Origin of the sequence: Microvirga sp. VF16 (assembly GCF_016864375.1) — a bacterium.
Classification (GTDB): domain Bacteria; phylum Pseudomonadota; class Alphaproteobacteria; order Rhizobiales; family Beijerinckiaceae; genus Microvirga.
Map to the genome: position 1 here is coordinate 5,113,709 of NZ_CP069354.1, position 22,543 is coordinate 5,136,251.

Here is a 22,543-nt window from a genome sequence, read left to right on the forward strand (position 1 = left end):
CACTCACATCTCTGCGAGCGAATACTGCTTACGCTTTCTCCTCGACCGGAGGCGTTCCGTAGGTGTGAAACGACTCGACTGTCTTCATGCCCCAGGCCTGCCCCTTCTTGCGCTCTTCCTCCGTCCAGACGATCGGCTTCCAATCCGGTGCGAGAATGAGACGGGCGCCGGCATTGCACACCTCGACCCGGTTGCCGCCGGGTTCGTAAACATACAGAAAGAAGGTCTGCTGGACCGCGTGCTTATGCGGGCCGGATTCGATGGGGATTCCAGCCTCCAGGAAAATGTCGGCTGCCCTCAAGACATCCTCGCGGCTGTCGAGGGCGTAGGTCAGGTGATGGAAGCGGCCTTTTGCGCCGGTATGATCGCGGGTGAACGCGAAGTCATAACTCTTGTTGGTCAGCGTCATCCACATGCCGGCCTCGGTGCCGTCATTGAGGACGATCTGTTCGGTCAAACGGCATCCGAGATAGGTCTCGTAGAAGATCCGGTTCGACCGGATATCCGAGGCAAGGCAATTCAAGTGATCGAGCCGACGGACATTGGCGCCCCGTGCCGGAAAACGTTGCGCCTGGTTCTTCAAGGCCGGCTTCAGCTCCGGCGGAGCTTGATACCACTCGGTTTCGTAATAGAGCTCGATGACGTGCCCGTCCGGATCGCGGCAGAGGAAAGCCGGGCCGTGGCCGAGATCGCCATCGGTCCAGCCGATATCGTAACCGGATCCTTTCAGGGCCGCGACACGACGTTCGAGCGCCTGCTGGCTGCGCGCACGGAACGCCATGTGGCCCATGCCCGGCTTCTTCGATGCCGTGAGTTTGAGCGTGTGATGCTCGTAATCGTCCCAGCCGCGGAGATAAACCGAGTCGCCCCGCCGACCGCTCTCCGTCATGCCCATCACATCGACGAAGAAGCGCAAGCTCTCTTCCGGCTTCGGCGTGAGCAGTTCAAGGTGACCGAGATGGGCAAGGTCGAGCACCGATTCGTCATGCATCATGATGTCTTTCGCGCGCAGCAATGGCCGCGAGGGAACTTGGGAGAGTTCCCTCGCCTGCGATCAGGCCGCCTTCTTGGCCCCGGAGCCGGGGCTGCCCCACACTTCTTCGGCAATCTCGACGATCATGCGCAGCTTGGCCCACTGCTCGTCCTCGGCCAGCGTGTTGCCTTCCTCCGTGGAGGCGAAGCCGCATTGCGGCGAGAGGCAGAGCTGGTCGAGATCGACATACTTGGCAGCCTCATCGATCCGGCGCTTGATGTCGTCCTTCTTCTCAAGCGTGCCGGTCTTGGAGGTCACAAGGCCCAGAACGACCGACTTGCCCTTCGGCAGGAAACGCAGGGGCTCGAATCCCCCGGCGCGGTCCGTATCCCATTCCATGAAATAGCCGTCGACCGGCATGCTGTTGAACAGCACCTCCGCCACCGGCTCGTATCCGCCCGACGCGATGAAAGTCGAGCGGAAGTTGCCGCGGCACAGATGCATGGTGATCGTCAGATCCTCCGGCTTGTCCCTGAGGGCCTCGCGCACCATGCCGGCATAGATCTCCGGCTGTTTCTCCGGATCGTCACCGCGCTGACGCAGCATCTCGCGCTGTTCCGGGTCGCAGAGATAGGCGAACGAGATGTCGTCGAGCTGGAGATAGCGGCATCCGGCATCGTAGAAGGCGTGCACCGCCTTGTTGTAGGCTTTGCCGACATCGGCATAGAACTGGTCCATCTCGGGATAGACGCCCATGTTCATCATTTTCCGCCCGCCGCGGTAGTGAAGCATGCTCGGACCGGGGATCGTCATCTTCGCCACGCGATCCGTGTTGTCCTTCACGAAGCGGAAATGATCGATCATCGGGTGGTGGCCGGAGAAGTCGACCTTGCCTGTGATCCGCAGTGCCTTCGTGATGCCGATGCCACCCTTGAAGTGCATGCCTGAATCGGCCTCGACAGAGGTGACGCCATCGAGGTGTTCCAGAAAATCGAAATGCCAGAAGGCGCGGCGGAACTCCCCATCCGTCACAGCCTGCAGGCCGATCTCCTCCTGACGCTTGATCAAGGCCCGGATCTCGCGATCCTCGACCTCCTTCAAGGCTTCATCCGAAATCTCACCGTCGTGATGCCTATGACGCGCTTCCTTCAGGGCTGCGGTGCGAAGCAGGCTGCCAACCATGTCGGCACGGAAAGGCGGTTTGGTGCGTTGCATGAGCTTCTCCTCCAGATGAATGGGTCTAACGCGTGGCAATACGCGCCGGCTTTTTCTTGGCGGTCACCCCGAGATGCTGCTCGAGGGCAGTCGGGTTCTCGATAAGAGACCGGCTCGTACCGGCGTGCACAACGGTGCCTCGGTCGAGGATGACGGCATTGTCGGTCACGCCGAGGATCTTCTGAGCATGCTGCTCCACCACGATGGCCGACATGCCCTCCCCGCGGATGATCCGCTTCAGGGCGGCCAGCAGCTCCTCGATGATGATGGGGGCAAGTCCCTCCGTCGGCTCATCCAGCAGCAGGACCTTGGGATTGAGCACGAGCGCCCGGGCGATGGCCAGCATCTGCTGCTCGCCGCCGGAGAGCTGGTTGCCGAGATTGGAGCGGCGCTCCTTGAGCCGCGGGAACATCTCGTATACCCGGTTGACATTCCACGCTCCGGGACGGGCGACCGCGGTGAGGTTTTCTTCCACGGTCAGCGACCTGAAGATGTTGCGCTCCTGCGGCACCCAGCCGATGCCGGCCTGCGCCCGCTTGTCGGGGCGGGTCTTCGTAACATCCCGACCATCGAGCACGATGGAGCCGCCCCGTTGGCGGGTCACGCCGATGATCGTGTTGATCAGGGTCGTCTTGCCGGTGCCGTTGCGGCCGAGCACGGCCAGGGATTCTCCCGGCTTGAGGGAGAGATCGATCTTCGAGATCACGATCGCTTCGCCGTAACCTGCGGAGACTTGGCTGAGCTTGAGAAGATCACTCATCGATGCTCTCCCCGAGATACACGGCCCGAACCCGGGGATCGGTCGAGACCTCCTCGACACTGCCTTCGGTGAACAGCGCGCCGTTGACCAGAACCGAGATCCGGTCGGCGAAGCTGAACACGAGGTCCATATCGTGCTCGATCAGGAGGACAGAAACATCCCGCGGCAGGGCTGCCACCGTGGCAAGCAACTCGTGCCGCTCGGCCTCCGGCACACCTGCGGCCGGCTCATCGAGGAGCAGCACGCGCGGCCGGCAGGCAAAGGCAACGGCGATCTCCAGAAGGCGCTGCTTGCCATAGGCGAGGTTCGAGGTGCGTTCGTCCAGCACATCGGTGAGGCGGAAGCGCTGGGCGATCTCGATGATCTCGTCGACGATCTCGCGCTTGCTGCCGATCACGCGCCACCAGTCACGTCCGCCTCCCATGCGCTCCGACACGGCGAGGCCCAGGGTTTCGAGGGGCGTCATGGCCGGAAAGAGCTGATTGATCTGGAAGGTGCGGGCGAGGCCGCGCTGGACCCGCAATTCGGGCCGCAGGCGTGTGATGTCTTCGCCTTCCAGCAGGATCTGCCCGGAGGTCGGCGTGAGCACGCCCGTGAGGAGGTTGATGAACGTGGTCTTGCCGGCGCCGTTCGGGCCGATCAGGGCATGGCGAGCTCCCTGCTCCAACTTGAACGACACGTTGTCCGTGGCCAAAAGGCCGCCGAAGCGCTTGATCAGGCCTCTTGTTTCGAGAACGGCCGCCATCTCAAACCTCCCGGGCTTTCGTTGTCGGCAAGGGTTGCGGGCTTTCCGCCGTCAGGCTGCGTCTCGACCGCGGCCACAGGGCCCTGATCCGATCCGTCAACCGCTCACGCCCTGCCAACACGAGCAGAACGAGGATCAATCCAATCCAGAACTGCCAGTATTGCGGCGTCCAGGCCGAAAGGACGTCCTGCAGCACCTTGAAGAAGACGGCGCCGATGAGCCCGCCGTAGAGATAGCCGACGCCCCCGATCACCAGAACCAGCATCACATCGGCCGAGCGGTGGAAGGCGAGCACATCAAGCGAAACGAACTGGGTCGTCTGCGCCAGCAGCCCACCAGCCACGCCCGCATAGGCGGCCGCCAGCGTATAGACCGCCACGAGGCGGCGGTTGACCGGAATGCCCACGGCACGAGCCCTGAGGGGATTATCACGGATCGAGCACAGCGACAGGCCATAGGGCGACACGACGATCCGGCGCGCGAGCACGAACAGCAGGAACGTCACCACGAGGCTATAGGCATAGGCCGTCGTGCCGAAGATGTCGAATTCGAACAGCCCGAGAATTGGCCCCATGCTGATGCCCTGCAATCCGTCCGCGCCTCCGGTCAGCCACGACATCTGGTTGGCCAACTCACCGAGGACGAGCGCGACACCCAGCGTCACCATCAGCTTCGTCAGATCCGAACCGCGCAGCACAAGGAAGCTGGTGACGAATCCGAGGATCGCCGCCGCAATCGCCGCGACGCCCAAGCCGACGAGAGGGTCCCCCATGCCATTCTTGGCGAGGATGCCGGCCGCATAGGCGCCGAGGCCGAAAAAGGCGGCGTGGCCCAGGGATACGATGCCGGCATAGCCAAGGATCAGGTCCAGAGAGAGTGCGAACAGACCGATGATCGCGATCTCGTTCAGAATGAGATGGCGCTCGGGCAGGAAGAACAGGGTCGCGGCCGCCACAAGCCAGAAGGCGATCTCGCCCCAACTCCATCGACCTCTGCGGCTCAGAGCCGCCCTGACATTATCGGCAGTATTGGACTGCATCGGTTTATTTCCTACCGTTTCAGCGCGCACGGGCGAACAGGCCCTGTGGGCGAAGAACGAGAACGACGATCATGAGCGTGTAGATGACGAAGGCGCCCAGGCTCGGCACGTAATACTTGCCGGCCACATCGGCGATGCCGAGCAGCAGGGAGGCCACGAAGGGGCCGGTGATGCTCGTCGTACCGCCGACCGTGACGACGATCAGGAAGTAGATCATGAACTTGAGCGGGAATGTGGGATCGAGCCCCAGGATCTCCGCTCCCAGCGCACCACCCAGTCCCGCGAGTCCTGAGCCAACCGCGAAGGTGACAGCGAAGATCACGCTGACATTGATGCCAAGGCCGCGAGCGACGCGAGGATCGTCCACCGCGGCTCTCAAGCGGCTGCCGAAGCGGGTTCTGGTCAGGATGAACTGAAGCGCGACCACGAGGACGCCGCAGATAGCGATGATGAAACTGCGATAGAGCCCGACCTGGATGCCGAGAACCTCGACGCGTCCCTGAAGCCAGGTCGGGATCTGGATCATCTGCTGCTGCGATCCCATGGTGTAGTCGACGGCCGCGACGGCCATGAACACCAAGCCGATCGAGAACAGGACCTGATCGAGATGGCTGCGCGTGTAAAGACGCTTGTAGAGGGTCCGCTCGAGCACGAGCCCCGCGAGAGCCGGCACGATGAAGGCCAGCGGAAGAGTCAGGAGGAACGGCACGCCATAGCGGTTCATCAGAACGGCCGTCACATAGCCGCCCGCCATGGCGAAGGCGCCGTGAGCCAGGTTGACGAAGTTCATCAATCCGAGCGTGACGGCAAGCCCGCAGGCCAGCACGAACAACAGCATGCCATAGGCAATACCGTCAAAGAGGATGGTCAGCACCGTTCTCTCCAGGAAACGCAAGGCAAGCGCCGCCTCATGGCGGCGCTTGTCAGATAATCATCAATTTGACTTGGCGGCTTTCACCGGGTCCTTGACGTTCGGGATGGTGGCGAATTCCACGTTGTAGAGCTCGCCGTCCTTGCGCTCGACCTTGCGCACATAGATGTTCTGGATGATGTCGCGGGTCTGCGGGTCGATGGAGACGGGACCGCGTGGGCTGGTCCAGCTCATGCCTTTCATCGCGTCGACCAGCGCCTGACCGCCAGCGCCGTTGGTCTTCTTCAGGCCCTCGTAGATCAGGTGCATGCCATCATAGCCGCCGACCGCCATGAAGTTCGGGCGCATGCCGTTGTTCGCCTTCTTGAAGGCTTCGACGAACGCTTTGTTCTCGGGGCTGTCATGGGCTGCGGAATAATGCTGGGTGGTGATGGCACCGAGAGCGACGTCGCCCATGCCGTTGAGGATATCATCGTCGGTCACGTCGCCGGGGCCGATGAGCTTGATACCGCTCTTGTCGAGACCGCGCTCCACGAACTGCTTCATGAACTGCGCGCCGACGCCTGAAGGCACGAACACGAACAAGGCGTCCGGCTTGGCATCGGCTACCTTCTGCAGGAAGGGCGAGAAGTCCGGATTGGCGAGCGGCACCCGCAGGTTCTCCACCTGCCCACCCTTGGCGGTGAAGGCGCCGGTGAAGGCTTTCTCAGCGTCAATTCCGGGACCGTAATCGGACACGAGGGTCGCGACCTTCTTGATCCCGTTCTGCGCCGCCCACTCCGCCATTGGCACGGTCGCCTGCGGCAGGGTGAAGCTGGTGCGCACGATGAAGGGAGAAGCCTCGGTGATGGTTGCGGTCGCAGCCGCCATCACCACTTCCGGTACTTTCGCCTGCGTGGCCAGAGGCGCCGAAGCAAGCGCCAGCGGCGTCAACCCAAAGCCTGCCAGCACGGCGATCTTGTCATTGACGATGAGTTCCTGTGCCAAGCGCTTGGTGACATCGGCCGTGCCGGTGTCGTCCTTGACGATGAGCTGGACCTTCTTGCCGGCGACCGTATCGCCCTTCTGCTGCATGTAGAGTTTGGCTGCCGCCTCGATCTGGCGTCCCGTGGAGGCGAAGGGGCCTGTCATCGGCAGGATCAGGCCGATCTTCACCGTCTCCTGGGCCGATGCCGCCCCGGTCAGGGCCAACACGGCCGCGGCACCTAAGAATGTGCGTCTCAACATGTTTCCTCACTCCCTCTTTGGCTTTTTAGCCATTCGACTTAGGCGCGGATGCGCCGCTTGATGAGCGCAGAACCCGGCACAAGGTCCATGTCCCTCTGGTTTGTAAGCGCTCTTTCCAGATTGCGGTGGGCAATGCGCGCATGCTCCCGCATGATCGCTTCGGCCCGGCTCCCCTCCCGCCGTTCGATGGCGGTCAGGACGCAGCGATGCTGATCCTGGGCGACGGTCAGGATATGATGCAGCTCCGGCGAGCGGGACTGAACGGGAACCAAGGCGCTTGCCGAAGCAAAAGGCAGAGCGCTCGCCCGTTCGAGCTGACGCGCCAAAGGCGGACTGTCGGCCATGTCGATCAGAATTCCGTGGAACCGGGCATTCAGTTCGACATATTGCGAGAGGTCGATCTCAGGCAGGTCCCGGCGGATGACGTCATCGATCTCATCGAGACATTCGGCAGCCGTGAGAAGCGCAGAGCGGCTGGCGCCATGCTCGGCGGCAAGGCGCGCGGCCAGGCCCTCGAGAGTTCCGCGAATTTCGATGGAGACGAAGACTTCCTTCTCGGAAAAAGCCTTCACGGCAAATCCACCGGACGGGATCGCCTCCAGCAAACCCTCTTCCTCAAGCCGGACGAGAGCCATGCGAACCGGGGTTCGTGACACACCGAGCCGCTCGACCATCTGCAGTTCGGAAACCCGCTCGCCAGGGTTCAACGCCCCTCGCAGCACTAGCTCGCGCAGGGCAAGCTGCGCCTTTACGGTCTGCGAGAGCGAGCGGTCACTGGCTTTGTCCATGGTCATCAAGCCGCCCTGTCTGCTGTGTCGATGGTGATGCTGCCGCCTGCGACCCGCGAGACGCAGGTGCAGAGTTTGGCATTGGCCGCCTTTTCCTCGTCGTTGAAGAACACGTCGCGGTGGTCGACGATGCCGTCCACCTCCAGGATATACAGCGCGCACAACCCGCACTCGCCGCGCCTGCAGTCGGAGATCATGGCGACGCCGGCAGTCTCCAGGGCATCGAGCATGGTCTGGTTCTGCGGAACGTCGACCACGAGATTGAGGCGGGGGATGTTGACCTTGAAGGGTTGGGAGGCAAACCGCCCACTGTTGCCAAAGGTCTCGAACCGCAATTGCTCGACCGGGCGACCGCTCTGCTGCCAGGCCCGCTTGGCCGCCTCCAGCATGCCGATGGGACCACAGACATAAAGCTCGCCGCCCGGCGCCAGCCGAGCGATCTCGGAAGCGAGGTTCACCCTGTCCCCGTCCTCGTCGAGGAACATCTGCAACCGGCCGCCGATGCGCTCCCGCAACTCGTCGGCAAGAGCGGCATCCTCTCTACGGCGACAGGCATAGAGCACCCGGAAATCGGCATTGATGTCAGCGAGAGCCAAAGCCATGGTGAAGATCGGCGTGATGCCGATGCCCCCGGCGAGCAGGAGATATTCCGGCCGGCCCCGGCCGAGATCGAAGTGATTGCCCGGAGTCGAGATGGTGAGCTGAGCTCCGGGTTTCAGGCTCCACATATAGGCGGAGCCGCCGCGGGTATCGCCGAGGAGTTTCACGGCGATCCGGTAGATGCCGTCCGCGCAGGGACCGACGATCGAATAGGAACGCACGTCCGGCCGTTCGCCGATCTGCACTGTCACGTTGATATGACTGCCGGGCTTCGGGATGACGAAGTCTCCCGAAGGTTCGATCTCGAAGAGCCGGGTGTCGGGAGAAAGATCCCGCGTCCGGATCAGCTTCGCGGCCCGCCAGTCGAGTTGCTCAGCCATCGGCAGACCTACTCGGCCGCCTGGTTTGGAACGTGGGGCTGCGGGCCGTATTCATCGTCCAGCATCCCGTCGATCAGCTTGCGCGCCCAGAGGGCGCCGGCATCGATGTTGAGATTGTAGAAAGGCATCCGCGGATTTCTATCGATCGCGATCTGCTGCGCTTCGAGTACCGTGTGGTCCTGATCGTAGACACCCTTGCCCTCATTGACGTGGGCCTTGTTGATGTCTCGCGTGAGCTGCTCGTCGTCCTTCCGAAAGGTTCTGACGAAGTTCCAGAAATAGTGGCAGGTCCTGTCCGTCACGGGCGTGATGGCAGCCAGGAAGGCACCATTGACGCCCTGCGAACGGTTGCCTTGAGGAGCGCCGGTTCCTGTCACGGCAACACCCACATCGCCGACGATGGTGGACGGGGCCTGGAAATAGATGATCTGCCACCGGTCCACATGTTCGCCGGGCCTGTTGAGCTGCTTGGCCCAGAAAGGCGGCGGCTCGATATTGATCATCCAGCGCGTCACGGTCGCGGTGCGATCCGTGTGCGTGACGTCGAAGGGTGCGCTGGTGATCGCCTCATCGCCAATGCTGCCTGCATGAACGTAGGTCTCGTGCGTCAGGTCCATGAGATTGTCGATGACGAGACGGTAATCGCATTTCAGGCTGTAGAAAGTGCCGCCCTCGCCCACCCAGTCAGTGCCGTCGTTCCAATGGAAATCCGGAATTTTCGCCGGATCCGCGAGCGCTGGATCACCGGGCCAGAGCCAAACGAGACGATGACGCTCGGCGACAGGATAGGAGCGGACGCAAGCCGACGGATTGATGGTCTTCTGCGCCGGCATGTAGGTGCATCGACCGGCCGAATTGAAGACGAGCCCGTGATAGCCGCAGATCACCTGGTCGCCCTCGAGACGCCCCATGGAAAGCGGCAGCAGCCGATGCCAGCAAGCATCTTCCAGTGCAGTGACCTGGCCATCCGTGCGACGATAGAGAACGACGTCCTTATTGCAGATGGTCCGGGCTGCGAGCTCATGCCTGATCTCATGGCTCCAGGCCGCGGCATACCAAGCGTTGAGAGGAAAGGCTTTGGCGTGCGTCATCTGTTATCTCCCTCAAGCGGACTGTATACAGACGATAGGCTGCAGCAACTATACTTGCGGATAATAGTAGGAATTTTACGCAAGTATCCAGGCGACATCGACCATCCTGTATACATAAATGCAAGGGCGCCATCGCGTGATGGCGCCCTTGGAATAGTCAGTGACTTAGTTTGACTTGGCGGCTTTCACCGGATCCTTGACGTTCGGGATGGTGGCGAATTCCACGTTGTAGAGCTCGCCGTCCTTGCGCTCGACCTTGCGCACATAGATGTTCTGGATGATGTCGCGGGTCTGCGGGTCGATGGAGACTGGACCGCGCGGACTGGCCCAGCTCATGCCTTTCATCGCGTCGACCAGCGCCTGACCGCCAGCGCCGTTGGTCTTCTTCAGGCCCTCGTAGATCAGGTGCATGCCATCATAGCCGCCGACCGCCATGAAGTTGGGGCGCATGCCGTTGTTCGCCTTCTTGAAGGCTTCGACGAATGCCTTGTTCTCGGGGCTGTCGTGAGAGGCCGAGTAGTGGTGCGCGGTCACGGCGCCAAGGGCCACATCGCCAATATTGTTGAGCAAATCGTCATCCGTGACGCTGCCCTCCGCGAGGAACCGGATACCGCTCTTGTCGAGACCGCGCTCCACGAACTGCTTCATGAACTGTGCGCCGACGCCTGAGGGCACGAACGCCAGCAAGGCGTCCGGTTTGGCATCGGCCACCTTCTGCAGGAAGGGCGAGAAGTCCGGATTGGCAAGCGGCACCCGCAGGTTCTCCACCTGTCCGCCAGCCTTGGTAAAGGTCTCGGTGAAGGCCTTCTCGACATCGATGCCCGGAGCGTAATCCGACACGATGGTGACGACGCGCTTGAGCCCCTCCTTCGCGGCCCATTCGGCGAGAGGCACCGTGACCTGGGCCGCCGTGAAGCTCGACCGCACGATATAGGGCGACTGCTCGGGAATGATCGACGTGGCAGCCGCCATGACCACTTCCGGCACTTTCGCTTGCGTGGCCAGAGGCGCCGTCGCCAGGGCGAGCGGAGTCAAGCCGAAGCCTGCCAGCACGGAGACCTTCTCCTGAACGATCAGCTCCTGCGCCAGACGCTTGGTGACATCGGCCGTGCCGGTGTCGTCCTTGACGATGAGCTGGATCTTCTTGCCGGCGACCGTATCGCCCTTCTGCTGCATGTAGAGTTTGGCCGCGGCCTCGATCTGGCGTCCCGTGGAGGCGAAGGGGCCGGTCATCGGCAGGATCAGGCCGATCTTCACCGCTTCCTGGGCCGATGCCGCCCCGGTCAGGGCCAGCAGGGCCGCCGCCGCACTGGCGGCGCTTATGAAAGTCCGTCGTAACATTTGCCACTCCTCCCGTTTGAACCTCCCCGGCGCTCCTGTCAGGCACTTGGCGGCCTCTTGGCAGGAGCCGGGGAAGGAATGTCAGTTGGGTCTTTCGCCCGCTATTCGGGCTTGATCCCGGTACGCTTCACGAGGTCGCCCCACCGCACCATCTCCTTGTCGATGTGATCGCGAAATTCGGCAGGCGTGTTGGTCCAGACCTCAGCTCCCTCCAGCGACAGGCGCTCGGCGATCTCAGGTGCGGCCATCGCCGTTCTGATCTCGGTGTTGAGCCGATCCACGACGGCTTTCGGCGTGCCGGTCGGAACCAGGATGCCATACCATTGAGACGCCTCGAATCCGGAGAACCCGGATTCCGCCACGGTCGGCACCATGGGAGCACTCTTGAGGCGTGACGATCCGGAGACGGCGAGAGCCCGCATCGTACCGGCTTCCACATGCTGAAGCAGGTTGGGCGCGCCCGTGAAGATGAGCTGCACACGCCCTCCGAGCAGATCCGTCACGGCCGGCGCCGTGCCTCGGTAAGGAACGTGAGTCATCGTGATTCCGGCACGGTCGGCGAGGGCCACCATGGCGATATGTGCCGCACTTCCGATGCCGCCGGAGGCATAGTTCAGCTTACCCGGATTCTGCTTGGCATAGGCGATCAGTTCCTGAAGCGTCTTGGCCGGAACATCCGGGTGGACGACGAGCATGTTGTGCACGTTGGCGATGCCGCTGACCGGCTCGAAGCTTTTCACCGGATCGTAAGGCAGCTTCGGATAAAGCGCCGGGTTCACGGCGAACGTGCCGATATGGCCCATCACCAGGGTATGACCATCCGCGGCGGCACGGGCAACGGAACCAACCCCGACAGAGCCGCCCGCACCGGGGCGGGATTCGACGATCACCGGATATTTGAGGGCACCCTCAAGCCTTTGCCCGAGAAGCCGCGCGAGAATATCTGTCGACCCGCCAGGTGTGAAAGGCACGACCAGAAGGATGTTTTGGCTTGGATACGTCTGGGCCGCAGCGCGCACTGAATAGGCGGCGGTCATGCCCAAGGCTGCTGCTCCCATCAGGATCTGGCGGCGAGTGACGGTGGAGTGAGTTGCCCCCCAGGGTGAATTGCCATTCATATACAGTTTCCTCTGGCTTCTTATTTTGATGTGGTCTTTATCGATGTGCAGATGTCGGCAGCATGGTTTCTTCTGTCCTCTCACGCGTCATGGGATCGATCCGATGTGCCTGGAATCGTGACGCCAAGGCTGTGATCTCGATCGACTCGACGAGGCCCGCAAGCGCGAACGGATCTGTCTCCGCAAAGGCTTGAGCGGCCTCGCGGGACGGCGCCTCCAGCACGCCGAAATTGCCGATCGGCGTCTCGCCGTCGTCCTCTGTCAGGGCGCTTCCGATCAACACCTTGGCAAGCCCGCCTCCACCCGTGGCAACGTGCTGGCGATGCGCGTCCCGATGCTGCTCCCGCAGGCCTGTCGCATCGCTCCGATGGCGGCAGATCATGAGCCAGTACATGGCGTCACGCGGCTTGAGCCGGGGCAGCACTCGCCCGGTTTTCCATGACGATCATGCCGGCTCCGGTCATGGACGCCGGCACGAAGTAGTGCTTGTGCCGGACCACCACGTCGTGATCCATGGCGCCGCGCATGACGAGCCACATCATGAGTTCCGCCCCCTCGCTGCCGAACATCTCGACATACTGCTCGCGCGACATGTTCGCGAGCTTGTCGGGATCATTGGCGATATCGCTCAGGAAGGCTTGGTCGGCTTCGGGATTGACGAAGCCGGCGCGGGCGCCCTGGAGCTGGTGGGAGAGCCCGCCGGTTCCGAGAATGACGAAGCGCTCGTCACTGTCGTAGCTCTCGATGGCCTGGCGCAGAACGCGGCCCATCTCGTAGCAGCGGCTTGGAAGCGGGATCGGATACTGGATGACATTGACGAAGATCGGGACGACCCTCACCGGCCATTCCTCGGGCTTGCCCCAGAACAGCTCCATCGGCACCTGCAGCCCATGATCGACCTCGATCTCCTGGCAGATCATCGGGTCGAAGCGGTTCTCGACGAGTGTGTCGATGAAGTGCCACGAGAAATCGACGGCCCCCTTGAAGGGAGCGATGGCGCGCGGTCCCCACCCCTCGTCAACCGGGCGATATTCCTCCGCGCAACCCACGGCGAAGGTCGGCACCTTGTCGAGGAAGAAGGTGTTGCCGTGATCATTGAAGATCACGACGGCCACGTCGGGCTTGTTCTCTCTCACCCATTTCTGACCGGGGATGTAGCCGTCGAAGAATGGTTTCCAGTCCGGCGTATCCCGCAACCCCTTGTCGAGTGCCGCACCGATCGAGGGAACATGAGACGTTCCGAGTCCTCCGATGAGCCTTGCCATTCTTATTTCTTCCCTAAACGATCCCGCAGGAAATCCGCGTGCTCCATTCCCGCCTGGTGCGCGCCGATCTCCGTGATGCGCACGGGATCGACAGCCGAGATCTTGAGAATGAAGAACAGGTTTCCACCCAGCCGCACCATCTCGCGCCAGTTGCGGGTCATCACCGCGTCCTTCTCCTCGGACGTCAGACCGAAGCGGTCGAGATAGGCACTCTCGTTCTCCCGGAACGCTTCCCGATTGGCGGGATTGCTGAGCCCCATCGCCATCTTGTTGATGCGGTATCCGCGAAGTGACCGCTTGCGGTCGAACAGCGGTGTGTCCGGGATACGATCCCCGTTCTCAGCCATCGGTTTCGCCTCCCTACCCGCGGCGCGGTTGGCGCTCGCATTCTCATTCGTGAATCCAAGGAAGCGAAGCAGCGCCTCGGACACCTGATCGGGTTGCTCCAGCAGAGACATGTGGCCACTATCCTCGATCACGACGAGTTCGGCACCTGGGATCAGGGACGCCATCTCCTCATGCTGAGCCAGCGGACTCCAACGATCCTGACGGCCGACCATCACCAGGGTCGGACAGGCGATGCTCGGAAGATGCGGCCGCACATTCGGCCGATTGAGAAGTGCCTGGATCTGGCGGTCATGCTGCTCGGGCGTGGCGCGCATGACCATCGCCTTGAGCGGGGCAAGGAGGGTTCGATCCCCAATCCTGTCCTCGTGAACCATCGGCGGCAGCCATCTGTCGGCCAGGGCTCCCATACCCTCGGCAAAAGCCAGATCGATCATGGCCTGGCGCTTCGCCTCCTCCCCCTCCCGCCGAGCATCGACGCCCGTGTCGATCAGGGCAAGCTTCTCGATGCGCTCGGGAGCCAGGCGGACCATCTCCATGGCCACGCGGGCCCCCATGGAATGCCCGATTGCGATCAGAGGCCCATCAGCAAGTGCCAGCGCGGAACGGGCCATGGCCTCGATGGAATCGAGCTGAGAGAAATCCGCGATGCGGATGTCGGCATGGGGCTCGAGTGCTGCCCTCTGCGCCTCCCAGATGCTGGCGTCGCAGAGGAGCCCCGGCAACAACACGACGGTCGGCCTTTCGCTCATGTGTCCCCGTACGTTTTCTCCCTGGAGGCGAGCATGGGCCAGGGGCCAAAGATGAAGCAAATGGTTTGTTTTGAAGGATTGATGAAATTCCTTCATGAACTAGCGGCTATTGCTTGGGGATACCGGCCTTCTCGATCACGGCCCGCCATTTCTCGATGTCCGAGCGAAGACGCTCGCTCAGTTCGGCGGGAGTCTCGCTTCGCGCCTCGATACCGAGATCGAGGAGGCGAGCCTTCACGTCTTCCGCCTTCAGAATGTCCTGCAGGGCCTTGTTGAGAGTATCGATGACGGACTGGGGCGTTCCCTTGGGAGCGAACAGGGCGTTCCACGACGTCACGTCGAAGCCCTCGATCCCAGCCTCCCGCACGGTCGGAACATCGGGCATAGCAGCGGAGCGGCGCGGTCCAGACGAGGCAATGGCTCTGACCTGTTTGCCCTCAAGTCCGGATTTCACCGCCGCCTGTGTGTCGATGAGCATATGCGTGTCGTCTCTGAGCAGTGACACCAGCGCATCGGGCGTGCTGCGGAACGGCACGTGAACCATGTCGACCTTGGCCTCCGATCGGAACAGGACCGAGGAGAGATGCTGGCTACTGCCAACGGCAACCGTGGCAACGTTCAGCGTTCCGGGCTTGTCCTTGGCCTGCTGAAGGAGGTCCTTGAGGCTCTTGAAGTTCGAATTCGCGTTGACCACGAAGAGGAAGTCGAATGTCCCAAGAGTCGAAATCGGAACGAAGTCGGTCTGCGGATTGAAGGGCAAGTTGGCGAAGAGCGGCACGCTGATCGCGGTGCCGTTCGTGAGCATGGTCAGGGTGTATCCATCGGGAGCGCCCGAGAGCGCGGCACGGGCCGCCGTGATGCCGCCGGCTCCCGGCATGTTCTCGACGATGAAGCGCTGCCCGAGCTTTTCGCTCAGCTTCTCCGACACGATGCGGATCGTGATGTCGGCCACGCCGCCGGCCCCGAAGGGAACCACCACTTTCACAGGGCGGGTGGGATAGGCCGATTGCGCCTGCACAGGAGCGGATGTTCCGAGGCCCGCCGCCATGGCGAGAGCCAACAGAGATCGTCTCGTGACCGTTCCGAACATGATGTGTTTCTCCCTGATCTTTGGATGTGTTGCGTCGGTGTATCGGCGGTTTTCAATCCGCAAAGCGGAACAGGCGCGCTGGGTTTTCGACGAGAAGTTTGTGCTGAACGGCCGGATCCGGCGCGTAGAGCGGGATGAGATCGACCAAGTCGCCGTCATCGGGCATGACCGGCACGTTCGGGTGCGGCCAGTCCGTTCCCCAGAGGACGCGATCCGGCGCCGCATCGATCAGCGCCTTGCCGAAGGGAGCAACATCGTGGAAGGGCGGCCCAGCGCGTGAGATACGCTCGGGGCACGTGACCTTGACCCAGCACTTCTCGTCGCTCTGCACCAGATCCAGCAGCGCCACGAAGGCAGGCTGATCGAGGCCGAGACTCGCATCGACGACGCCCATGTGGTCGAGCACGTAAGGAACGGGCAATGCCGTCAGTCTGGACCTGAAGTCAGGGAGCAAGGTTGCAGGAAGATAGAGATCAACATGCCAGTCGAGAGCGGCGATGCGTTCCACGATCCTGTCGAAGGAAGACATGTCGGGCATCCTGCCGAGACGCGGCAGGAAGGTGAAGCGGCATCCGGTGATGCCCGCGTCGGCAAGGCGCCGGAGATCCCGGTCGCTGAATGTCTCGTCCACGTTCGCGACGCCCTTATAACGCCCGTTGCTCTGGGCGATCGCATCGGTCACCACGCGGTTGTCGCGTCCGTGGGGCGTCGCGTTGACGATGACAGCCCGCTCGACACCGAGACGATCATGCAGCGCGCGGAACATCTCCAGCGGCGCATCCGGCGGCGTGTAGGGCCGCTCCGGCACATAGGGATAGCGATCGTTCGGCCCGAAGATGTGACAATGCGTGTCACACGTCTTCGGCGGCAGCTTGAAGGACGGGACGTGCGGATTGGGATGCGGAGGCGGGATCATCGGCGCTGACGTCATGCGAATGAGCTGACCTTCATGAAGCGGTTTTGGCGGCCCATGAAATGCTTCAGCGTTAAAATGAAGCAAATGGTTTGTTTTTGGCGATTAATGAATATACTTCATATATCCGGACAAATGGAAACTGGCCCTCCCTTGAACGAATGAACTCATGCGCATCGACTTTCTCGGTCTCCATGCCTTCGTCGCCATTGCCGAGCGCGGCAGCTTCCAGCACGCAGCGGCGCATCTCAACCTGTCCCAGACGGCTCTCAGCCACCGGATTCGCAAGCTCGAGGAGGACCTTGGCGTGAAGCTTCTGTCGCGGACCACCCGCGAGGTCTCGCTCACCCAAGCCGGCCTCAATCTTCTGCCCAAGGTGAAGGAAACCATCGAAAGCCTTGCCGGCTCCCTGGACGAACTCCGCCAGGAGGGGCGCAGCCGCCAGGAAACCCTGTCGATCGGATGCCTTCCCACCATCGCGTCCGGCCGGCTGCCCACGGCGTTGCGCCATTTCCAGGAGCGGCACCCGGATGTGGTGCTGCGGATCTACGACAACTCGGCGACCGAGATCAGCAACCTGGTTCAGGACGGCACGATTGCGTTCGGCATCACTCTCGTGGCTGCACACCGGTGGGATTTCGACATCGAGATGCTGATCAAGGACCCGTTCACGCTCGTCTGTCCCGAGGATCACCCCCTGGCGGTGCAATCGGATGTGAGCTGGTCCGATCTCGCGGAAGAGCCGCTGATCAGGATCAGTCCTCAGACGGGAAACAGAATCATCATCGATGACGCGTTGGGCAGCCGCCGGGAGGCCCTGAGCTGGCGCTTCGAGGTCCAGCATATTCAGACGGCGGTCGCTCTCGTCCGAGCGGGGGTCGCCATAACGGTCATTCCCAGTCTCGCCTTCGACACGGTGGACGAGCGTGGCCTCAAGCTGATCCCCTTGCGCAATCCGAGCGTCACCCGCCAGCTCGGCATCATCTCGAAGCGAGGCACACCGCTGTCTCCCCTCGCGGACGAGCTGCGTAAGCATATCGTGCAGACATTTGCCGAACCTAAGCAGAAGCCGTCGGCAGGACGGACCGCCAAACCACGCAGCAGGATGAAAAAAATTCATCAAAGCCCATAAATAAACCATTTGCTGCACCCAAATGGCTGAGGCACCCTGCCCGCAAGCATTCACCAGCAGGCGGGAGACGGACCATTCAGCCTCGCATCCCTTGCATGATCCTTCGCGGCGGCACCTCCAAGGGCGCCTATTTCCTGGCCGACGATCTTCCGTCCGATCCGGCGCAGCGCGACGCGCTTCTGCTGTCGATCATGGGATCGCCGGACCCGCGCCAGATCGACGGCATCGGCGGCGCTCATCCGCTCACGAGCAAGATCGCCATCGTATCCAGGTCGAAGCGTCCGGATTGCGATGTGGATTTTCTGTTCGGCCAGGTGGTTGTCGACAAGCCCAAGGTGGACGTCACGCCCAATTGCGGCAACATCCTTGCCGGCATTGGGCCGTTTGCCATCGAGCGCGGTCTTGTTCCCGTGCAAGGCACCGTAACGCGAGTTCGCGTCCACACGGTGAATACGGGGACGATTGCGGAGCTGAGCGTCCAGACCCCTGACGGTCATGTGGCCTATGGCGGCCATGCGCGCATCGATGGCGTGCCGGGAACCGCCTCACCGATTGCCGTCGAATTTCTCGATGCCGCCGGCTCCGTCTGCGGCTCGCTGCTGCCGACAGGAAATGTTGTCGATCGCGTCGCCGGGGTCGACGCAACCTTGATCGACAACGGCATGCCGGTGGTGCTGCTCGAAGCCGCAGCCGTCGGCCGGACCGGATACGAGCCTCGCGATGTGCTCGACAAGGATGTGGAACTGAGGACGCGTCTTGAGGAAATCCGCCTTGAGGCAGGCAGGCTCATGGGGCTCAGCGACGTCTCGTCCAAGGTCGTGCCCAAGATGGCGCTGGTCGCGCCACCGGCTGCGGGCGGACATGTCTGCACGCGCAGCTTCATTCCCCACGAATGCCACGCCTCCATCGGCGTTTTTGCGGCCGTGACGGTCGCCACCGCCTGCGTGCTGCCCGGATCTCCTGCGGCCCGTGTCGCCAGGATTCCGCCCGGACGCGAGAAGACGCTCTCGGTCGAGCATCCGACCGGCGAGTTCAGCGTGGTGATCGAAGTCGGCGGAACCAAGGAGAGTCCCGTCGTGGAAAAGGCGGGCCTGCTGCGGACGGCGCGCCTGCTCTTCGAGGGCTATGCTTTCGCGCACGATGCCCTGGCGCATTCGCTCGAGGCTGGCCGCGACGCCGCCTGATTGAAACAACTCTTTTCCTTGAGGACATCATGAGTACTGGAAAGACCGGACTTGTCGTCACCGCCCATCCCGGTGACTTCGTATGGCGCGCAGGCGGCGCCATCGCCCTGCATGCGAAGAAGGGCTATCGCATGAAGATCGCCTGCCTCTCCTTCGGCGAACGCGGCGAGAGCCAATGGGCCTGGAAGAAGGGCGACGTGTCGCTTGCCGACGTGAAGGCACAGCGCCGCGAAGAAGCCGAGCGCGCCGCAGAGACCCTTGGGGCCGAGATCGAGTTCTTCGATGCGGGCGATTACCCGCTCCATACGACTCCTGAAATGCTCGACCGTCTCGTCGACATCTACCGCGAGCTCAAGCCCTCCTTCGTGCTCACGCACTCCCTGGAGGATCCCTACAACGTCGATCACCCGGAGGCGACGCGCTTTGCGCAGGAAGCCCGCATCATCGCGCAGGCCGCCGGCCACAAGCCGAATCCCGATCTCACCTACAATGCACCGCCGGTCTTCCTGTTCGAGCCGCACCAGCCCGAGCAGTGCAACTACAAGCCCAATGTGATCCTGAACATCGACGACGTGTGGGATACGAAGCGCAAGGCCTTCGAGATCCTGGCGGCCCAGAAGCACCTGTGGGAATACTACACCCGGGTGGCCCTGAACCGCGGCATGCAGGGTGGCCGCAATTCTGGTCGCGCCATGACCTATGGCGAAGCCTATCAGCGCATCTTCCCCCAGATCGTCGAGGAACTGGCATGAAACCCGTCGTCGTCACCAACACGCCGCGCATCGATCAGTCGGTGATCGACCGCTTCGCGGAACTCGGCACCGCAACGACCCATGAGGCCATGGGGCGCGTCGGTCTCATGAAGCCTTACATGCGGCCGATCTGGGCGGGAGCGCAGGTGGCGGGCAGCGCCGTGACAGTGCTGGCTCAGCCGGGCGACAACTGGATGATCCACGTGGCCGTCGAGCAGTGCAAGCCCGGCGACATTCTGGTTGTCGGCGTGACCACCGACAATACGGACGGCATGTTCGGCGATCTCCTGGCCACGTCGCTTAAGGCACGCGGCGTGGTCGGTCTCGTCATCGATGCCGGCGTCCGTGATGTGAAGACCCTGACCGAGATGGGCTTTCCCGTCTGGTCGCGCGCCGTTTCGGCAAAGGGCACGGTGAAGGCGACCCTCGGATCGGTCAACGTTCCTGTCGTCTGCGCAGGCGCTCTGGTGAAGCCCGGCGATGTGATCGTTGCCGATGACGACGGTGTCGTGGTGGTGCCGCGCAAGGAGGCCGAGGCCGTTGCGGCCGCGGGCGAGGCCCGCGTTGCCAATGAAGGATCGAAGCGCGAGACTCTCGCCTCGGGCGTTCTCGGCCTCGACCTCTACAAAATGCGCGAGCCGCTCGCGAAGGCGGGTCTCACTTACGTCGAATACAAGGATGAGGACTGACGGTTCCGTCAGCCTCATGAGGAATGGTGCAACCCCATGAGTCTTGAGATCGCCTTCATCGGCTATGGAGAAGTCGGGCAACTCTTCTCCCGTCAGCTTGCGACCCGACCGGATGTGAGGATCACGGTCTATGACATCCTCTTCGACGATGCTCTGAAAGGATCGGAGCTGCGGCAACGGGCGTCGGAAGCCGGAGTTCACGCCGCCGACAGCGCCGCCGATGCCTGTCGGAAAGCCGATATCGTAATCTCCGCCGTCACGGCGGATTCCGCCGTCACGGCGGCGCGGCAGGCTGCTCTCCATCTTCACGCTTCGCAGATCTATATCGACCTCAACTCCGTCTCTCCTGCGACCAAGGAGCGGGTGGCCGAAGCTGTTCGTGAGAAGGGCGCGGACTTTGTCGAATTTGCCGTGATGGCTCCTGTGAGCGGCCCCGGGATTGAGGTTCCGATCCTGAGCGGCGGCAAGCGCGCAGAGGAGGTCTCGGCGCGGCTTAACGGGCTCGGCATGAAAATCACGCCGGTCAGTTCCGAGATCGGCACGGCATCCGCCACCAAGTTGTGCCGAAGCATCGTCATCAAGGGCATGGAAGCCCTGATGGTCGACTTCACCCTGGCTTCGGAGAAAGCGGGCGTCATGCCGGCCGTTCTGGAAAGCCTGAAAGCCTCCTATCCCGGCATGGATTGGGAGAGTGTCGCGAAGGTCATGATGTCACGCGTCCGGCAGCACGGCATCCGACGCGCTGCGGAAATGCGCGAAGCCAGCCGCATGATCGATGAACTGGGCCTGGACGGTTCGCTCGCGAAGGCCATCGCCGAGCGCCACGAGAGCTTCGCCAAAGCGAGTGTCCGAGTGCGCCCTCAAACGGAGTGAGGATTACCGTGAGAGGGGCTGAATGAGGCGATCGCTGGAGTTTGTTTCAAGACACAATCAACAAAGCTCTGCATTCGAACTGCAAGCGCATTTCTGCTCACAAGAACGTCGATGAGCCAGAATCCATACGGCGGCAGGTCTGCCGCCGTATGGTGGAAGCTTATTAATTGTCGATCTTTGCCCCTGCATCAGCGACAACCTGCTTCCATTTCTGAGACTCACTCGCGATCAGGGCCGCAAACTCTGCCGGCTGATTGGCCGCGATCGTGACACCGACCTTTTCAAGCTGAGCCTTGACCTTGTCGCTCCTCAAGGCGGCGATCATGCTGTCCGAGATGGCTTTCCGCGTTGCATCGGGTGTCTTTGCCGGAGCAACAAAGCCGAACCATGCGACAGCTTCGGCACTCACGCCACTTTCCTTGAGTGTCGGCAATTCCGGTGCCAAGGGATGGCGCGCAGGGCTCGTCACAGCAAGCCCGCGCAGCTTTTCGGCGCGCATATGGGGCAACGCGGTGGGAAGGTTGTCGAACATCAACTGCACCTGCCCGCTGAGAAGATCTTTAAGTGCGGGAGCGCTGCCTTTATAGGGAACGTGCAGGATATCGACACCGGCGGCCTTCTTGAACATCTCACCGCAGAGATGGCCGGTCGTGCCGTTGCCCATGGAGGCGAAGTTCAGCTTGCCCGGGTTCTTTTTTGCATAGGCAATCAACTCAGCCACGTTCTTCACGGGCACGGATGGATGCACGATCAGTGCATTCGGAACCGTACCTGCCAGAGTGAGCGGCGCGAAATCCTTGACCGGGTCGTAGCCCAGCTGACTGAAAAGCCAAGGATTGATGGCCAGGACGCCGATGGGAGCCATGAGAAGAGTACGGCCGTCTGCTTCGGAGCGCGCGACATATTGCGCTCCGACGGAACCGCTCGCGCCGGGGCGGTTGTCGACGACGACAGTGGCTCCTGTTTCCGTCATATGCTGCGCTACCGCTCGAGCAATGATGTCGTTCGCTCCACCGGGATCGAAAGGCACGACAATGGTAATGGTGCCCGAAGGCAGCGAACCGGCAGCAGAAGCTCGTGAATGCAATCCCCCGAATGCTGTAGCACTTGCCAGCATTCCAACGAATGTTCGCCTGTTGTAAGCTTGACTCATACCACCTCTCCCTCGCGATCTCTGGCCGGCGGCATGCAGTCCGGCCAAGTTAAAAGATCTTTTTTCTTATTGCGAAATTTATTTCGTTCTTAGAATTGATTATGAAGAACTTGAAATAACCGTCAAGCGATACTTGCTTGCAAATGCGAATATTATGACATGCTGTGCGGTGAAGGGGCTATTTTCAGAACGGGATGCTTTCAGCCTGAGCTTGCCGATCATCTCGAAAGATTGCGGCGCTCCCCAG

General features: G+C 62.0%; 23 protein-coding genes. 5 read left to right on the plus strand and 18 right to left on the minus strand.

Annotated elements, in window-relative coordinates; translation table 11 throughout:
- Positions 1–28 precede the first annotated feature (28 nt).
- The 17 genes from JO965_RS24080 to JO965_RS24160 form a co-directional block, all read right to left on the minus strand.
- Positions 29–991 (minus strand): catechol 2,3-dioxygenase, encoded by a 963-nt coding sequence (locus tag JO965_RS24080; protein WP_203444335.1) that lies wholly within the window; start codon positions 989–991, stop codon positions 29–31.
- Positions 992–1,054: 63 nt separating this feature from the next.
- Entirely contained in the window at positions 1,055–2,188 is a 1,134-nt protein-coding gene (locus JO965_RS24085; RefSeq protein WP_203441454.1) for a 5-methyltetrahydropteroyltriglutamate--homocysteine S-methyltransferase, read from the minus strand.
- A gap of 25 nt (positions 2,189–2,213) precedes the next feature.
- On the minus strand, positions 2,214–2,948 hold the full coding sequence (locus JO965_RS24090) for an ABC transporter ATP-binding protein (RefSeq protein WP_203441455.1): 735 nt from the start codon (positions 2,946–2,948) through the stop codon (positions 2,214–2,216).
- Positions 2,941–3,693: an ABC transporter ATP-binding protein gene (locus tag JO965_RS24095; RefSeq protein WP_203441456.1), complete on the minus strand. Its 753-nt coding sequence runs from the start codon at positions 3,691–3,693 to the stop codon at positions 2,941–2,943. Before JO965_RS24095 ends, JO965_RS24090 begins: the two co-directional genes overlap by 8 nt.
- A gap of 1 nt (position 3,694) precedes the next feature.
- Positions 3,695–4,732: a branched-chain amino acid ABC transporter permease gene (locus JO965_RS24100; protein ID WP_203441457.1), complete on the minus strand. Its 1,038-nt coding sequence runs from the start codon at positions 4,730–4,732 to the stop codon at positions 3,695–3,697.
- A 19-nt stretch (positions 4,733–4,751) separates the two neighbouring features.
- Positions 4,752–5,606, minus strand: coding sequence for a branched-chain amino acid ABC transporter permease (locus tag JO965_RS24105; RefSeq protein ID WP_203441458.1), 855 nt, complete (start codon positions 5,604–5,606; stop codon positions 4,752–4,754).
- Positions 5,607–5,666: 60 nt separating this feature from the next.
- Positions 5,667–6,830 carry an ABC transporter substrate-binding protein gene (locus JO965_RS24110; protein ID WP_203441459.1) on the minus strand — a complete coding sequence of 388 codons (1,164 nt, stop codon included), beginning with the start codon at positions 6,828–6,830 and terminating at the stop codon, positions 5,667–5,669.
- Positions 6,831–6,868: 38 nt separating this feature from the next.
- Positions 6,869–7,624, minus strand: coding sequence for a GntR family transcriptional regulator (locus JO965_RS24115; protein WP_246776673.1), 756 nt, complete (start codon positions 7,622–7,624; stop codon positions 6,869–6,871).
- Positions 7,624–8,598 carry a PDR/VanB family oxidoreductase gene (locus JO965_RS24120; RefSeq protein WP_203441460.1) on the minus strand — a complete coding sequence of 325 codons (975 nt, stop codon included), beginning with the start codon at positions 8,596–8,598 and terminating at the stop codon, positions 7,624–7,626. The genes JO965_RS24115 and JO965_RS24120 overlap by 1 nt, the downstream gene beginning before the upstream one ends.
- An 8-nt stretch (positions 8,599–8,606) precedes the next feature.
- The gene (locus JO965_RS24125; protein ID WP_203441461.1) at positions 8,607–9,689 is read right to left on the minus strand and encodes an aromatic ring-hydroxylating dioxygenase subunit alpha; all 1,083 of its coding nucleotides are present in this window, start codon (positions 9,687–9,689) and stop codon (positions 8,607–8,609) included.
- A gap of 165 nt (positions 9,690–9,854) precedes the next feature.
- Entirely contained in the window at positions 9,855–11,030 is a 1,176-nt protein-coding gene (locus JO965_RS24130) for an ABC transporter substrate-binding protein (protein ID WP_203441462.1), read from the minus strand.
- A gap of 101 nt (positions 11,031–11,131) precedes the next feature.
- The gene (locus tag JO965_RS24135) at positions 11,132–12,148 is read right to left on the minus strand and encodes a tripartite tricarboxylate transporter substrate binding protein (RefSeq protein WP_203441463.1); all 1,017 of its coding nucleotides are present in this window, start codon (positions 12,146–12,148) and stop codon (positions 11,132–11,134) included.
- A 37-nt stretch (positions 12,149–12,185) separates the two neighbouring features.
- Positions 12,186–12,572: a YciI family protein gene (locus JO965_RS24140; RefSeq protein ID WP_246776674.1), complete on the minus strand. Its 387-nt coding sequence runs from the start codon at positions 12,570–12,572 to the stop codon at positions 12,186–12,188.
- Entirely contained in the window at positions 12,547–13,413 is an 867-nt protein-coding gene (locus tag JO965_RS24145; RefSeq protein ID WP_203441464.1) for a class III extradiol dioxygenase family protein, read from the minus strand. Before JO965_RS24145 ends, JO965_RS24140 begins: the two co-directional genes overlap by 26 nt.
- 2 nt (positions 13,414–13,415) lie before the next feature.
- A complete protein-coding gene (locus JO965_RS24150) occupies positions 13,416–14,510 on the minus strand; it encodes an alpha/beta fold hydrolase (RefSeq protein ID WP_203441465.1) in 1,095 nt (364 codons plus the stop codon).
- A 106-nt stretch (positions 14,511–14,616) separates the two neighbouring features.
- Positions 14,617–15,600: a tripartite tricarboxylate transporter substrate binding protein gene (locus tag JO965_RS24155; protein ID WP_203441466.1), complete on the minus strand. Its 984-nt coding sequence runs from the start codon at positions 15,598–15,600 to the stop codon at positions 14,617–14,619.
- Positions 15,601–15,652: 52 nt separating this feature from the next.
- Entirely contained in the window at positions 15,653–16,531 is an 879-nt protein-coding gene (locus JO965_RS24160; RefSeq protein ID WP_203441467.1) for an amidohydrolase, read from the minus strand.
- Between the two features lie 151 nt (positions 16,532–16,682).
- On the opposite strand from JO965_RS24160, the gene JO965_RS24165 reads away from it, so the two are divergent.
- The 5 genes from JO965_RS24165 (at position 16,683) to JO965_RS24185 (ending at position 21,143) form a co-directional block, all read left to right on the plus strand.
- Positions 16,683–17,645 carry a LysR family transcriptional regulator gene (locus JO965_RS24165; RefSeq protein WP_203441468.1) on the plus strand — a complete coding sequence of 321 codons (963 nt, stop codon included), beginning with the start codon at positions 16,683–16,685 and terminating at the stop codon, positions 17,643–17,645.
- Positions 17,646–17,740: 95 nt separating this feature from the next.
- Positions 17,741–18,829, plus strand: coding sequence for a 4-oxalomesaconate tautomerase (locus JO965_RS24170; protein WP_203441469.1), 1,089 nt, complete (start codon positions 17,741–17,743; stop codon positions 18,827–18,829).
- A 29-nt stretch (positions 18,830–18,858) separates the two neighbouring features.
- The gene (locus JO965_RS24175) at positions 18,859–19,581 is read left to right on the plus strand and encodes a PIG-L deacetylase family protein (protein ID WP_203441470.1); all 723 of its coding nucleotides are present in this window, start codon (positions 18,859–18,861) and stop codon (positions 19,579–19,581) included.
- Positions 19,578–20,270 (plus strand): 4-carboxy-4-hydroxy-2-oxoadipate aldolase/oxaloacetate decarboxylase, encoded by a 693-nt coding sequence (locus JO965_RS24180; protein WP_203441471.1) that lies wholly within the window; start codon positions 19,578–19,580, stop codon positions 20,268–20,270. The genes JO965_RS24175 and JO965_RS24180 overlap by 4 nt, the downstream gene beginning before the upstream one ends.
- Positions 20,271–20,306: 36 nt before the next feature.
- Positions 20,307–21,143: an NAD(P)-binding domain-containing protein gene (locus JO965_RS24185; protein ID WP_203441472.1), complete on the plus strand. Its 837-nt coding sequence runs from the start codon at positions 20,307–20,309 to the stop codon at positions 21,141–21,143.
- Between the two features lie 163 nt (positions 21,144–21,306).
- Here the strand turns inward: JO965_RS24185 and JO965_RS24190 are convergent, their stop codons facing one another.
- Positions 21,307–22,296, minus strand: coding sequence for a tripartite tricarboxylate transporter substrate binding protein (locus JO965_RS24190; protein ID WP_203441473.1), 990 nt, complete (start codon positions 22,294–22,296; stop codon positions 21,307–21,309).
- Between the last annotated feature and the right edge of the window lie 247 nt (positions 22,297–22,543).